This is a genomic window from Psychromonas sp. MB-3u-54, from assembly GCF_002836415.1.
In the GTDB taxonomy this organism is placed as follows: domain Bacteria; phylum Pseudomonadota; class Gammaproteobacteria; order Enterobacterales; family Psychromonadaceae; genus Psychromonas.
Map to the genome: position 1 here is coordinate 94,095 of NZ_PJBP01000116.1, position 12,553 is coordinate 106,647.

Here is a 12,553-nt window from a genome sequence, read left to right on the forward strand (position 1 = left end):
ATGGCCTACAAGAATGCAAGCTCTCCCCATCAAAAACAGCGGAGAACAACGTCACAGGTGATGGTTTTGGTTATTTTATGCTTAATTCCAGGCGTGTTTTTACAAAGTTATTTTTTCGGTTATGCAAACTTAATACAAATATCATTAGCCTGTCTTGCCGCAGTGGCAAGTGAAGCTTTTATTTTGAAATTAAGAAACCGTCCTGTTTTAAACACGCTAAAAGATGCCAGCGCTTTATTAACCGCGATCCTTATTGCGATTTCCATTCCCCCCCTTGCACCGTGGTGGATAGTAGTGATTGGTACTATTTTTGCCATTATATTTGTTAAACAAGTATATGGCGGGCTTGGACAAAATATTTTTAATCCCGCAATGGCCGCTTATGTTTTACTGTTAATTTCGTTTCCGGTACAGATGACCTCCTGGTTACCAGTACAGTCTCTGCAACCCTTTTCTCTGACCTTGATGGATCAGATAAATGCAATCTTCACGGGTGCTACCCTTGACGGGTATTCTGTTGAGCAACTGAGTGTCAGCATTGATGGTTTGTCTATGGCAACCCCACTTAATACGGTGCGAGATGCCCTGCATAATGGATTTACAATCAGCGAAATTTTCACTAGCCTGCAGTTTAAAGCATCTTCCTGGCAACAAATTTATTGGATTAACGGTGCTTTTTTAGCGGGTGGATTAATTTTATTATTTAAACGTGTCGTGCATTGGCATATCCCGGTTAGTTTCTTATTGGGTATCGGCATTTTCTCTTTTATCGCTTTTGCCTACAGTCCGGATCTCAATGCTCCTCCCCTCTTCCATCTGTTTTCAGGGGCAACAATGTTAGGCGCATTTTTTATATTAAGCGATCCGGTTAGTGCCGCCACAACGGTTAAAGGGCGTATTTTATTCGCTTTATTAATCGCTTTCATCGTGGTTATTATTCGTAATGTGGGTGGTTACCCCGATGCAGTTGCCTTCGCTGTTCTGCTTGGCAATATGTGTGTTCCTCTACTTGATTATTATACTCAGCCCAAAGTTTATGGGGGAGGTAAATAAGATGTTTTGTATGCTTAAAAATAAAAGTGTCAGTAAAATTAATGATAACAGACAAGTAATAGTGTCCGGCGGGAACCTAGTTAAGATGTTTTCTATGCTTAAAAATAAAAGTGTCAGTAAAATTAATGATAACAGACAAGTAATAGTGTCCGGCGGGAACCTAGTTGAGATGTTTTCTATGCTTAAAAATAAAAGTGTCAGTAAAGTTAATGATAATAGACAAGCAATAGTGTCCGGCGGGAACCTAGTTGAGATGTTTTCTATGCTTAAAAATAAAAGTGTCGGTAAAGTTAATGATAATAGACAAGCAATAGTATCTGGGTGGAGAGTTTAATATGTTTTCAACAATCAGTCGCAATGCGTATTTACTCGCAGCCTTTGCTATCGCTTGTACCGGTAGCATCGCCATTGTAAACCAATTTACACAACCCATTATTGCCCATCAGGAGCAACAAGCATTATTGAAAATGCTCAACCAACTTATTCCGGCTGAGTTATATGATAACGATATCGTTGCCAGTTGTTTTGCGGTCACGGATAAAAATTTATTAGGCAGTGCAGAGCCACAGCAGGCATTTATTGCTAAAAAAGATAATAATCCTATCGCTTTAATGTTAAAAACGACCACCATGAGCGGTTATGCAGGGAGAATAAATCTCGTCGTAGGGATTTATGCTGATGCCAGCATTGCCGGTGTTCGGGTGCTTCAACATACTGAAACCCCAGGGTTAGGTGATAAAATTCAAACCAACAAATCTGACTGGATTTACTCTTTTAACGATAAGTTTTATCAGGAAGGACAAAAATCACGCTGGGAGGTGAAAAAGAATGGCGGGGATTTTGATGCTTTTACCGGGGCAACCATTACACCTCGCGCCGTTGTTTTTGCAGTAAAAGATGCGTTAATTTATTTTCAAAAAAACAAAAAAACACTCTTCAAGCATGAAGCAAATTGTGGAGAAAGTTTATGAATGAACAAAGCCAAGAAACCGCGGTAGGCACAGACAAAACAGATAGCGCAGATCCCGTTTATAAGGAATTAATGCGTCAGGGTTTATGGGCAAACAACCCGGGTATTGTACAGTTATTAGGCTTATGCCCTCTTCTGGCCGTCACTAATACGATAACCAATGCGCTTGGGCTTGGTTTGGCCACACTTTTTGTGGTGGTCGCTTCAAACTCATTGATATCATTAATCCGTCACCTTGTACCGCAAGCTATTCGAATCCCTATTTTTGTGATGATTATCGCCTCACTGGTCAGCTGTATTCAATTATTGATGAATGCCTTTACCTATGAGCTTTATCTGTCTCTCGGTATTTTTATCCCTTTGATCGTCACTAACTGCATGATTATTGGACGTGCGGAGGCTTTTGCATCAAAAAATGGCATTAAACATTCCGCATTTGATGGTCTGATGATGGGGGTAGGTTTTAGCATTGTCTTAATCATTTTAGGCGCCAGCCGAGAAATATTAGCTCAGGGTACATTATTTGATGGAATAGAAACTATGTTAGGTGATTGGGCTAGAGTATTGACTATTACTCTCTATCAGGCTGATACCAGCTTTTTACTTGCAGCACTGCCACCGGGTGCTTTTATTATTATGGGATTAATCATTGCCATTAAGAACGCTATTGATCACCGGATCAAAAAATAATGAATAAGTCTCAGCGTCGCGAAATATTAATACGTCTGCGGGATGAAATATAATGAATAATAGTAAACGTCGCGAAATATTAATGCACCTCCAGGCTGAAAAATAATGAATAATAGTAAACGTCGCGAAATATTAATACGTCTGCGGGATGAAAATCCAACACCACAAACTGAGCTTAATTACAGCTCTCCCTTTGAGTTGTTAATTTCGGTTATTCTGTCTGCACAAGCCACGGACGTCAGTGTTAATAAAGCAACCGATCTGCTTTATCCCGTTGCCAATACGCCGGAGACAATCGCGGCATTGGGCGTCGAGGGTTTAAAACGCTACATTAAAACCATTGGTTTATTTAACAGTAAAGCCGCCAACGTGATCAAAACCTGTCACATGTTAATAACACAGCATAACAGTCAAGTCCCTGAAAATAGAGAAGCGTTAGAGGCCTTACCCGGTGTGGGCCGAAAAACCGCGAATGTGGTATTAAATACGGCATTTGGCTGGCCGACGATAGCGGTGGATACGCATATTTTCCGCGTGTCTAATCGCAGCAAATTGGCCATGGGCAAAAATGTAGATGAAGTCGAAAAAAAGTTGCTAAAAGTGATACCCACTGAATTTAAGCTTGATGTGCACCATTGGCTTATTTTACACGGCCGTTATACTTGTATTGCCCGCAAGCCCCGCTGTGGTTCCTGCCTGATTGAAGACTTATGTGAATTTAAAGACAAAACGGAAGATTAAGTTATCTCCTGACGGCTGACAGCTTCGAGTTACGAGCCTGACAGCTGATGGCTGATGGCTTCGAGTATAAAAAAACCGAGCACTTGCTCGGTTTTTTAGTCTTTGCGATCAGAAAGCGATTACTCTTCGCCCTTGTCACCCCGTAAATGGATAGTAATACCGTTTAAGAAGTATCTTAACAGTTGATCACCACATAGCTTGTAGTTACGGTGATCCTGTTTTCGAAATAGGGCAGACAATTCACTTTTAGAAATTGGGAATTCGGCTAGCGCTAACATCTTTAACATATCTTCATCTTTATAATTCAATGCAATACGTAGCTTTCTTAAAATATCATTGTTAGGCAAAAAAACATTTTCTGCTAGTATAACCGGCTTAGAGCCTTCTTTTTTACCGCGTTTTTCATTAATAAGACCATCTAAAAAAAGTGATAACAGGCTGTCCTGACACAAAACGAAATTTTCTTCACCTTCTTTAGCGATGATGCTGTGTAGGGTTGTTTCGTCAATTGCATTATCAACCGAGGCAAAAATTTCTAGCATTTTTTTATCGTTCAGTTTAAACGCATAACGTACACGTCGTAAAACATCATTGGTGATCATAATTTCTCAATAGGTTTAGGTTTTTAGAAGGCACACTATACGCAAACAGCGAAAATATGCCAATTTAGAATTATTATGGAAAAAGAAACCGCGTTAACTTAAGCGCAATAACCTGATAGAACTATATAGAACTAGGCATTACCTTTTACTGTTAACTGCGTCTCTGCAGCAAAGTTCATCATTCTATTTAAAGAAACTAATGCGCCTTGAGCCACTTTTTCATCAACATCAATTTCATGACCAGTCGCATCATTTAAAGCATTATATACTGCTTTAAGACCGTTCATTGCCATCCAGGGACAGTGTGCACAGCTGCGACAGGTTGCGCCGTCGCCGGCCGTTGGCGCTGCCATGAACTCTTTATCTGGGCAGGCCTGCTTCATTTTATAGAAAATACCGGTATCAGTTGCCACTATCAACTTTTTGTTAGGGAGCGTTTGCGCGGCTTTTATTAACTGACTAGTTGAGCCTACTGCATCCGCTAATTTAACCACACTCTCCGGCGACTCCGGATGAACTAAAATAGCAGCATCGGGATAAACGGCTTTCATATCGCGAAGTGCACTGGCTTTAAATTCGTCGTGAACAATACAGTCACCTTGCCACATCAGCATATCCGCATTGGTTTTACGCTGAATGTAGTTGCCTAAATGCCTGTCTGGGCCCCAAATAATTTTCTTATTCTGGCTATCCAAATGCTCGACAATTTCTAAGGCAATACTTGAAGTCACAACCCAATCAGCACGCGCTTTAACAGCCGCTGAAGTATTTGCATAAACAACCACAGTACGATCCGGGTGTTGGTCACAAAACTCACTGAAGGATTCAATCGGGCAGCCCACATCTAAAGAACAAGTCGCCTCTAATTCAGGCATTAACACTTGTTTATTCGGTGTTAAAATCTTAGCGGTTTCCCCCATAAAGCGTACGCCGGCAACCACCAGTGTAGTGGCTGGATTATCACGACCAAAACGCGCCATATCTAATGAATCAGAAACATAACCACCCGTTTCTTCAGCTAGCGCCTGAATGTCGGGATCGGTATAATAATGTGCAATTAAAACGGCATTTTTTTCTTTTAATAACGCTTTAATGCTCGCTCTATAATTAACCTTTTCAGGTGCAGAAAGAACAGCTGGTTTAGCTGGAAAAGGATAGTCTGAACCCACAATTGGAGAGTATTTACTCATCATAGTCTCTTAGATATTAAAAAATGTTGGTAATTATACCGCGAAGATCAGTAAAAGTGATAATAATAAATCCTTATACCAAATCCACTTATTATCTTATACCAAAAGAATTAATGAAGTGATCAATGATTGCGAAGGAAAAATTAGCACTAACAAGGCGTGAGTTGCAGGAGATAGTTATTCTCACTTCACAAAAATCGTATGGAACGATTTTGAACAGCTTTAGCTGACCACAAAGTGGTGAAGAACAGGATGTTCTGAATAAAACTCACAACGTAGTTAGGGATGATTTTAACCAGCAAGATTGATTACCTTTTTAGTTCTTTTGGTATTATTTATGCTGGTTAGCCGAATGGGTATAAATAAATAATATAAACATTAAAATTAATGAAGTGAACAATAATTGCGAAGGAAAGATTAATGCAAATTGATTAGGATTTTTTATTACAGAAAGAGGAGTTAAGTGCTGTGCCGGGAAATGTTTTAACCTAGACAAATAAGTTAAGAGTCAGGGGTAATAATATTTTTCGCTATGACTATTCGAAAAGTGGTGGGCCGTGAAGGATTTGAACCTTCGACAAACGGATTAAAAGTCCACTGCTCTACCAACTGAGCTAACGGCCCAAATATACTTCTTCTTACTTATTTATTAGCGAGAGAAGATTAAAAACAAATCAACTGAGCTAACGGTCTGAATATACTTCTTCTTACTTATTACTTATTACTTAACTAACTTAACCGACACCGCAAATAAAATTCCGGGCTGACTATTCGAAAAAGTGGTGGGCCGTGAAGGATTTGAACCTTCGACAAACGGATTAAAAGTCCACTGCTCTACCAACTGAGCTAACGGCCCACATATACTTCTTTTGCTTCTTACTTATTAACTAGAGAAGATTAAAATCAATCAACTAAGCTAACGGTCTCAAATTTGGTGGGCCGTGAAGGATTTGAACCTTCGACAAACGGATTAAAAGTCCACTGCTCTACCAACTGAGCTAACGGCCCAAATATACTTCTTTTTCTTATTAATCGAAGGTTTCACTTCGACTCTTATTAACTAGAGAAGATTAAAAATAAATCAACTGAGCTAACGGTCTAAAATTTGGTGGGCCGTGAAGGATTTGAACCTTCGACAAACGGATTAAAAGTCCACTGCTCTACCAACTGAGCTAACGGCCCAAATATACTTCTTCTTACTTATTAACTAGAGAAGATTAAAAATCTTAACTAATATCCCGAATAAAATTTCGGTCTACTGTCTAAAAACTTGGTGGGCCGTGAAGGATTTGAACCTTCGACAAACGGATTAAAAGTCCACTGCTCTACCAACTGAGCTAACGGCCCGAATAGTTTTTTAGTCTTACTTAAGAATCTGATTTTTTACTTCGATTCTGATCAACTAAAGAGGATTAAAATTTAAAGTTCAATCAACTTAGTCAAGCTAGCGGATAAATAAAATTCCCCGCTATAATTGAAGAAAATAGAAATATGAAGTAAATCACATCTTGCTCTCAACTGCGGCGTATACTATACAATATTATGAATATCGCAACAAAAAACGCTTGTTTTTTTTCTGTTTGCCGACAAAGTAAACAAATTGTAAAACAACAGGGATTACAACTTGTTATATTGTTAAATTATAATCGTATTTATAAAGCATCTAATTGTTTTTGTGCCAGCCCTGCCGCCGTTGAATTTGGGTATTCTTTTAACACTTTTTGATAAAAATCTTTGGCTGAAGCTAATTCTCCCAAATATTCATCAATGATACCTATTTTAAATAAAGAATCCGCACGTTTAGCCGACTGAGGAAATTTTTCACTCACCGTCAGAAAAGCGACACGTGCTTCTTTACGTTTTTTCTGCTGATATAAAACTAGGCCCAACCAATAATGAGAATTTGGAAGTAATTCGGATTGAGGATAATCAATGATAAATGCTTCAAAAGCAGTAATTGCCTGATTAAAATCCTTATTAACTAACACTAAATCCTTTGCAGCTTGATAAGCCGATTGTTCACCTGCAGAAGTGGCAGTGACAGTGTTATTGGTTGTCGTGGTAGTCGTGGTTGAAACTGCCTTAGGCTGCTCAATTAGTTGGTATAAATTACGTTGGCGATTTTCAATCTCATTGATTTTATGCTCAAACAGTTCCATGCCCCCCTTAATTTCTCTCAACTCTTTAGACAGTTGAGTAAGTTGGTTTTGCATACTGATTTGCATTCTATTACGCGATTCCAGTAAACGAGTAAACTTTTCTAATTGTTTTTCAACACTCCCCCCTTCTGCGCCTGTTACGTCACTGACGGGGGCAGCAGAAAAAGCGAAGGTTGAAAACAAAGTGGCCAGAATAATGGCCGCTTGCAGATTATTTTTTTTCATCTGTTATTAATAAACCAGTTCTGCGCGGCGGTTATCCGACCAAGAAGCTTCAGCGTGGCCAAAGTTAAGCGGTTTTTCTTCACCATAGCTTACAACGCTAATTTGACTGGGTAAAACACCCATATTCTCCAGATAAACTGACACTGACATTGCTCGACGTTCACCTAATGCGATGTTGTACTCAGGTGTCCCTTTTTCATCGGTATGCCCCTCGATAGTGACTTTTTCCTCAGGATTATTAACTAAGAATTCAGCATGCGCATCCAGAATAGAAGTGAATTCCGGTTTAATCATAGCGGTATCAAAATCAAACTGAATAATTTTTTCCAAGATAGCATCCGAGTAACGCTTAGCCATTAACTCTTCTTCGGTTAACTCTATCGCTTGAATACCATCGGTTTCAATATTGCTCTCTGCCGCAGCTTGCTGTTCCATTGCAGCTTGCTCCATTGCCGCTTTATTAGCTTCCATCGCTGCTGAATCGGTATCACTATTTGAGCTACACGCACTTAAAGCTAACAGTGGCAATGCAATTAATAAACTTTTTGAAATAATACTTGGGTTCATCTTTTTTCCTTTTTAGTTGTTAATTAACTTACTTTAAAAATGGAGACCATGCGGGTGATTTAACTTCTCCACTTTGTGCAGGAATATTCGCTTTAAAACGGCCATCCATAGAGACTAATGCCAAACCTTGACGACCTTTATAAACGGTACTGTAAATTATCATACTGCCATTCGGCGCAACGCTTGGTGACTCGTCTAAATGTGTATTGGTCAACGTTCTAAGCTCGCCAGAGGCAAGGTCTTGTGCTGCTATTTTATAATTACCGTCATGGCGGCTAACCAGCACTAGACTAGCACCATCAGGGGTAATTGTACCACCTAAATTAAGATCACCTTCCCAGGTCAGGCGTTTTGTCACCTTCGATCGAAGATCAACTTGATAAATTTGCGGCCGGCCACCACGGGTAGAAGTAAAGATTAAACTGTTGCCGTCTGGCGACCAACTGGGTTCAGTATCAATGGCACGATTATGGGTAATTCTGCGTAACGCTTTGCTTTGTGTGTCCAGGGTATAAACCTCGGGTTGCCCTTCCTTTGATAATACTATGGCCAAAGATTTACCGTCTGGGGACCAACTGGGTGAACCATTTATTTTTGGAAAAGAGGTCATTAATTCACGTTTTTGGCTATATAAATCTTGTATATAGATTTGTGAGTGGCGTTGCTCAAAACTAACATAAGCCAATTTTCTTCCATCAGGAGACCAGCTTGGTGACATAATCGGCTGTTTTGAACGCAGTATTAACTTTTCACCATAACCGTCATAATCAGAAATACGTAATTGATAAGGATGGCTACTTTTGCGATCCACTGCAATATAGGCAATACGTGTTAAAAAAGCGCCTTTTTCACCGGTTAAATTTTCATAGGCAACATCACTAATACGATGTGCAAACCGACGTAATTGAGTTTTAGTTACGGTGCCACGGCGACTTTCTAAAACAGGACTGTAGTCTGCAACATTTGCATTGCCCGTCACAACGTCTACCAATTCATAGGTGACAATGTATTTCCCGGCTTCCGGTGCGGGTGACACTTCCCCCATCAGTAAAGCTTCAATCCCCATTTTATGCCACAGGCTATAATTAAGACCGATACTGTTTGACGGCGTATTAGGCATTTGATTAAGAGGAAGAGGACTAAATTGGCCACTGCGCTGTAAATCTGCAGCGATAATATCGGAAAATTGTCCCGGTTTTTCGCCCTCGCCTAACCACTTAAAGGGAATAACCGCGATCGGCCTGGCAGTATTAACCCCTTCGGTAATTAAAATTTCTAAGCGAGCAGAAGCCTGGGCCGAAAATATAATCATTGCAATGGATAAAAATAAACGTAACAGCATGGGGCTTGGTTTCCTTAAAAGTCAGGTTCTACAGTAATATCGAAATCACGGAACTGTGTTGAAATATCCGGATCTTTAGGTATAGGTAATGTGTTTGCTTTTAATGCCGCACGCTTAGCTGATTCACACAGTTTAAGATCACCGCTGCTCCGTTTTGCGCTAATCACTAAACCATCTGCGGCTAAACGAATTCTCAAGGTACAACTTTTACCTTTCATACTCGGCTCAGTTTGCCAGTTTCGGCTAATTTTATCCTGAATAAGCGCCGTGTAGCGGGCGATTTCGGATAATTGTCGAGAGCTTTGCGCGTTTGCAAAGGTATTCTCAAATTGCGCGTCCATTTGCTTATCAAGTTCAGCTCGGCGTAAACGTTCTTTTTCCTGTTCGGCCTTAACTTTCGCCTTCGCAGCCGCTTTTTCAGCAGCTATTTTTTGAGCTTCTACTCTTTGAGCTTCTGCTTTTTCAGCTTCTATTTTTTTGCGTTTTTCCTCAGCTTGCTTGCGGGCATTCTCCGCCTGCTGTTTTTTACGCTTCTCATTCGCCACTTTTTTGGCTTTTTCTGCATCTTGCTTTGCTTTTAACTGTTTCGCGGCCAGGGCTTTTTCTGCGGCGACCCGTTCCGCGGCTTTTTTCTTGCGCAGAGTATCTGCTTTTTCCGCCTCAATGCGCTCAGTCTCTTTCTTCTTACGGAGATCCGCAGCTTTTTTCTTCTGTTCCTGGATACGCTGTTTTTCTTGCTTTATCCTTTGTTTTTCTTCTTCTATTTTCTTTATTTCAGCTTGTTTTTTTTCATTCTTACGTTGTGCTAAATCATCAAATAATTTTTGGTCAACAACGGTGGCATTGATAATGGGCACTTCATTTTTAGGTTGCGGTTTGATCTTGGAAAAATTCACATTTAAAAGTAACAGAGTGCCGGCAATAATATGCAGCAGAAGTGCGCTAATAAACGCAATTAATGTTGATCTACTTTTCATTCTTCTTCCGGCTCAGTCATCAGTCCAAGGGAAGGTACACCAGCGGATTGCAATAGGACCATTAAGTCGATAACACTTCTATAGTTAACATCCCCATCACCTTTAACCACAAATTGAGCATTAGGATCGAGCGCTAATTGCGCGCGTACTAAAGCCGTCATCTGCTGCCCATCAATCGGCGACTCAATACTGTCACCCACACTTAAATAATAGCGACCTTCTTTATCAATGGAGGCGATCATTGGCGGTTGACTGTCTTCCGCCAGCGCCTCTGCCGCAGCTTGTGGCAAATCAACTTTAACCCCTTGTGTCACAAGAGGCGCGGTTACCATAAAAATAATTAATAAAACCAACATAACGTCAATATAGGGAACCACATTAATTTCAGCGATAACGCGGCGTCTTTTGGGGCTTCGATATGAATATTGTTGCATAACCTTCCCTAGTCACTTTCAGTGGTTGACTGACGGTGTAAAATGGAGGTGAATTCTTCCATTAAGTTAATATATGCTGTTTCTAATTTACCCACTTGTGTTGAAAAACGGTTATACGCCATAACAGCAGGAATAGCGGCAAACAAGCCCATCGCAGTTGCGATTAACGCTTCAGCTATCCCCGGAGCCACCATAGTCAAGGTCGCTTGCTGCACTTCACCTAATGCAATAAAGGAGTTCATGATCCCCCATACTGTGCCGAATAATCCAATATAGGGACTAATAGATCCTATTGTCGCTAAAACAGGCAGACCTGTTTCTAACTCATCAATTTCTCTTGATAAAGTAACACGCATGATGCGATGAGCACCTTCAGTCGTACTGTCGACACTGCGCCCCGGAATCCGGTGTAAACGTGAAAACTCTTTAAAACCGCCATGAAATATTTTTTCACCACCTGTTATTCGATCACTACGAGCAGCTGATTCTTTGTATAAGCGGCTTAAATCATGACCCGACCAGAAACGTTCTTCAAAAAGTTGTAGTGCTTTTTGTGACGCTTGAAGATTTTTTGTTCGTGAAAAAATCAATGTCCATGAATAAACAGACATTCCAAGCAAAAGAATTAATACAAATTTCACAAGCCAACTCGCTTGTAAAAACAGACCTAAAAAAGACATATCAGCATGCACTGGCGATTACCTCAATAATTTCAGCCGGAATAGCTGTGGGTTTCATTTTCTGTAAATTAACACAGGCGATTAGAGTGCCAGCCTGACATAGAAGTTCCCCATTTTCATGAAAAACTTCTTGTTTAAACATTAAGCTGGCTTTTTTGTGATGGGTTATTTGTGTTTCCACCCTCAGTAACGCATTAAAACGGGCGGGTTTAAGACAATCCAGATCCACTTTACGCACTACAAAGGCTATATTTTTTTCCAATAAGGTATCTTGTTCGATATCAAGTTCACGAAAAAATTCAGTGCGTCCACGCTCAAAAAATTTTAGATAATTTGCGTAATAAACGATACCACCAGCATCGGTGTCTTCATAATAAATTCGTACTGCTAAGGTTGACATGAACACACCGTTTTTTCATAAAAAATAATAAAAGCTCAAGCTACTATAAATACCATATTTTGTCGAATCATGTCAGATATTTTAGTGAGTTAATCACAAAAAAGAGGCAGCGATTGCCTCTTCTACTTTTGCTTTTAGGATTATTAAATCACACCACGCTATTGAGAATGAAAGTGACCAATATTCCCCAGGAAAAATACGGAGAGAAAAGTATTTTCCACAGCCAATAATGAGGATAAAAACCGACTCCATGGATAAATGCAGCACTTAATGCCAGCATCAGTATAGTTAAATAACCATGATCCAGTTGAGCCGAACTGGCGGCTATATGATTAGGATATATAAGCAGTAACCCGCTTAAAAATAACGCCAGCAACAGTGAAAAAAGCCGGGTTATTAAAAACTTAAAGGGCCGATGCAATATATCAATATAATAATGAAGCGTGCTGATCTTCATTCAGACTGTTCTCCTTTTGATTTTCTTCAACTTAGCTAGTTCCAAAAATAGTGAACCGTGCTGATT

General features: G+C 40.0%; 15 protein-coding genes and 5 tRNA genes. 5 read left to right on the forward strand and 15 right to left on the reverse strand.

From position 1 onward, the window contains the following. The 5 genes from rsxD (at window position 1) to nth (ending at window position 3,454) form a co-directional block, all read left to right on the forward strand. Complete coding sequence (gene rsxD, locus CXF72_RS06535) at window positions 1–1,053, forward strand: electron transport complex subunit RsxD (RefSeq protein ID WP_101037902.1); 1,053 nt, start codon at window positions 1–3, stop codon at window positions 1,051–1,053. A gap of 10 nt (window positions 1,054–1,063) precedes the next feature. Then, a complete protein-coding gene (locus CXF72_RS06540) occupies window positions 1,064–1,387 on the forward strand; it encodes a hypothetical protein (RefSeq protein ID WP_157823202.1) in 324 nt (107 codons plus the stop codon). Window position 1,388: 1 nt separating this feature from the next. Continuing rightward, the gene (gene rsxG, locus CXF72_RS06545) at window positions 1,389–2,024 is read left to right on the forward strand and encodes an electron transport complex subunit RsxG (RefSeq protein WP_101037906.1); all 636 of its coding nucleotides are present in this window, start codon (window positions 1,389–1,391) and stop codon (window positions 2,022–2,024) included. 71 nt (window positions 2,025–2,095) lie between these two features. Further along, on the forward strand, window positions 2,096–2,713 hold the full coding sequence (locus CXF72_RS06550) for an electron transport complex subunit E (RefSeq protein ID WP_101037931.1): 618 nt from the start codon (window positions 2,096–2,098) through the stop codon (window positions 2,711–2,713). Between the two features lie 105 nt (window positions 2,714–2,818). Beyond that, entirely contained in the window at window positions 2,819–3,454 is a 636-nt protein-coding gene (gene nth, locus CXF72_RS06555; protein WP_101037908.1) for an endonuclease III, read from the forward strand. Window positions 3,455–3,573: 119 nt separating this feature from the next. Here the strand turns inward: nth and CXF72_RS06560 are convergent, their stop codons facing one another. The 15 genes from CXF72_RS06560 to CXF72_RS06630 all read right to left on the reverse strand — a co-directional run bounded on the left by CXF72_RS06560 (window position 3,574) and on the right by CXF72_RS06630 (window position 12,487). After that, window positions 3,574–4,056, reverse strand: coding sequence for a DUF1456 family protein (locus CXF72_RS06560; protein ID WP_101037910.1), 483 nt, complete (start codon window positions 4,054–4,056; stop codon window positions 3,574–3,576). 131 nt (window positions 4,057–4,187) lie between these two features. After that, complete coding sequence (nadA, locus tag CXF72_RS06565; protein WP_101037912.1) at window positions 4,188–5,246, reverse strand: quinolinate synthase NadA; 1,059 nt, start codon at window positions 5,244–5,246, stop codon at window positions 4,188–4,190. Between the two features lie 548 nt (window positions 5,247–5,794). Further along, a tRNA-Lys gene (locus CXF72_RS06570) sits at window positions 5,795–5,870 on the reverse strand. 156 nt (window positions 5,871–6,026) lie between these two features. Continuing rightward, window positions 6,027–6,102 (reverse strand) — tRNA-Lys (locus tag CXF72_RS06575). 76 nt (window positions 6,103–6,178) lie between these two features. Beyond that, window positions 6,179–6,254, reverse strand: a tRNA-Lys gene (locus CXF72_RS06580). A gap of 98 nt (window positions 6,255–6,352) precedes the next feature. Next, window positions 6,353–6,428: transfer RNA gene (locus CXF72_RS06585), tRNA-Lys, on the reverse strand. Window positions 6,429–6,517: 89 nt separating this feature from the next. Then, window positions 6,518–6,593: transfer RNA gene (locus CXF72_RS06590), tRNA-Lys, on the reverse strand. 305 nt (window positions 6,594–6,898) lie between these two features. Continuing rightward, window positions 6,899–7,630: a tol-pal system protein YbgF gene (ybgF, locus tag CXF72_RS06595; protein ID WP_101037914.1), complete on the reverse strand. Its 732-nt coding sequence runs from the start codon at window positions 7,628–7,630 to the stop codon at window positions 6,899–6,901. 6 nt (window positions 7,631–7,636) lie between these two features. After that, window positions 7,637–8,197, reverse strand: a complete 561-nt coding sequence (gene pal / locus CXF72_RS06600) for a peptidoglycan-associated lipoprotein Pal (protein WP_101037916.1) — start codon at window positions 8,195–8,197, stop codon at window positions 7,637–7,639. Window positions 8,198–8,225: 28 nt separating this feature from the next. Beyond that, window positions 8,226–9,539 (reverse strand): Tol-Pal system beta propeller repeat protein TolB, encoded by a 1,314-nt coding sequence (gene tolB / locus CXF72_RS06605; protein ID WP_101037918.1) that lies wholly within the window; start codon window positions 9,537–9,539, stop codon window positions 8,226–8,228. Between the two features lie 14 nt (window positions 9,540–9,553). Beyond that, window positions 9,554–10,516 carry a cell envelope integrity protein TolA gene (tolA, locus tag CXF72_RS06610; RefSeq protein WP_101037920.1) on the reverse strand — a complete coding sequence of 321 codons (963 nt, stop codon included), beginning with the start codon at window positions 10,514–10,516 and terminating at the stop codon, window positions 9,554–9,556. Continuing rightward, the gene (tolR, locus tag CXF72_RS06615) at window positions 10,513–10,950 is read right to left on the reverse strand and encodes a protein TolR (protein ID WP_101037922.1); all 438 of its coding nucleotides are present in this window, start codon (window positions 10,948–10,950) and stop codon (window positions 10,513–10,515) included. The genes tolA and tolR overlap by 4 nt, the downstream gene beginning before the upstream one ends. An 8-nt stretch (window positions 10,951–10,958) precedes the next feature. After that, entirely contained in the window at window positions 10,959–11,642 is a 684-nt protein-coding gene (gene tolQ, locus CXF72_RS06620; RefSeq protein WP_101037924.1) for a protein TolQ, read from the reverse strand. Continuing rightward, entirely contained in the window at window positions 11,632–12,030 is a 399-nt protein-coding gene (gene ybgC / locus CXF72_RS06625) for a tol-pal system-associated acyl-CoA thioesterase (RefSeq protein WP_101037926.1), read from the reverse strand. Before ybgC ends, tolQ begins: the two co-directional genes overlap by 11 nt. A 148-nt stretch (window positions 12,031–12,178) precedes the next feature. Beyond that, entirely contained in the window at window positions 12,179–12,487 is a 309-nt protein-coding gene (locus CXF72_RS06630; RefSeq protein ID WP_232784900.1) for a cyd operon YbgE family protein, read from the reverse strand. Window positions 12,488–12,553: the final 66 nt, after the last annotated feature.

Bases quoted from the DNA above. Each gene is read 5' to 3' on its own strand.
- rsxD (WP_101037902.1), top strand. From the start codon at position 1: ATGGCCTACAAGAATGCAAGCTCTCCCCATCAAAAACAGCGGAGAACA.
- CXF72_RS06540 (WP_157823202.1), top strand. From the start codon at position 1,064: ATGCTTAAAAATAAAAGTGTCAGTAAAATTAATGATAACAGACAAGTA.
- rsxG (WP_101037906.1), top strand. From the start codon at position 1,389: ATGTTTTCAACAATCAGTCGCAATGCGTATTTACTCGCAGCCTTTGCT.
- CXF72_RS06550 (WP_101037931.1), top strand. From the start codon at position 2,096: ATGCGTCAGGGTTTATGGGCAAACAACCCGGGTATTGTACAGTTATTA.
- nth (WP_101037908.1), top strand. From the start codon at position 2,819: ATGAATAATAGTAAACGTCGCGAAATATTAATACGTCTGCGGGATGAA.
- CXF72_RS06560 (WP_101037910.1), bottom strand. From the start codon at position 4,056: ATGATCACCAATGATGTTTTACGACGTGTACGTTATGCGTTTAAACTG.
- nadA (WP_101037912.1), bottom strand. From the start codon at position 5,246: ATGAGTAAATACTCTCCAATTGTGGGTTCAGACTATCCTTTTCCAGCT.
- ybgF (WP_101037914.1), bottom strand. From the start codon at position 7,630: ATGAAAAAAAATAATCTGCAAGCGGCCATTATTCTGGCCACTTTGTTT.
- pal (WP_101037916.1), bottom strand. From the start codon at position 8,197: ATGAACCCAAGTATTATTTCAAAAAGTTTATTAATTGCATTGCCACTG.
- tolB (WP_101037918.1), bottom strand. From the start codon at position 9,539: ATGCTGTTACGTTTATTTTTATCCATTGCAATGATTATATTTTCGGCC.
- tolA (WP_101037920.1), bottom strand. From the start codon at position 10,516: ATGAAAAGTAGATCAACATTAATTGCGTTTATTAGCGCACTTCTGCTG.
- tolR (WP_101037922.1), bottom strand. From the start codon at position 10,950: ATGCAACAATATTCATATCGAAGCCCCAAAAGACGCCGCGTTATCGCT.
- ybgC (WP_101037926.1), bottom strand. From the start codon at position 12,030: ATGTCAACCTTAGCAGTACGAATTTATTATGAAGACACCGATGCTGGT.
- CXF72_RS06630 (WP_232784900.1), bottom strand. From the start codon at position 12,487: ATGAAGATCAGCACGCTTCATTATTATATTGATATATTGCATCGGCCC.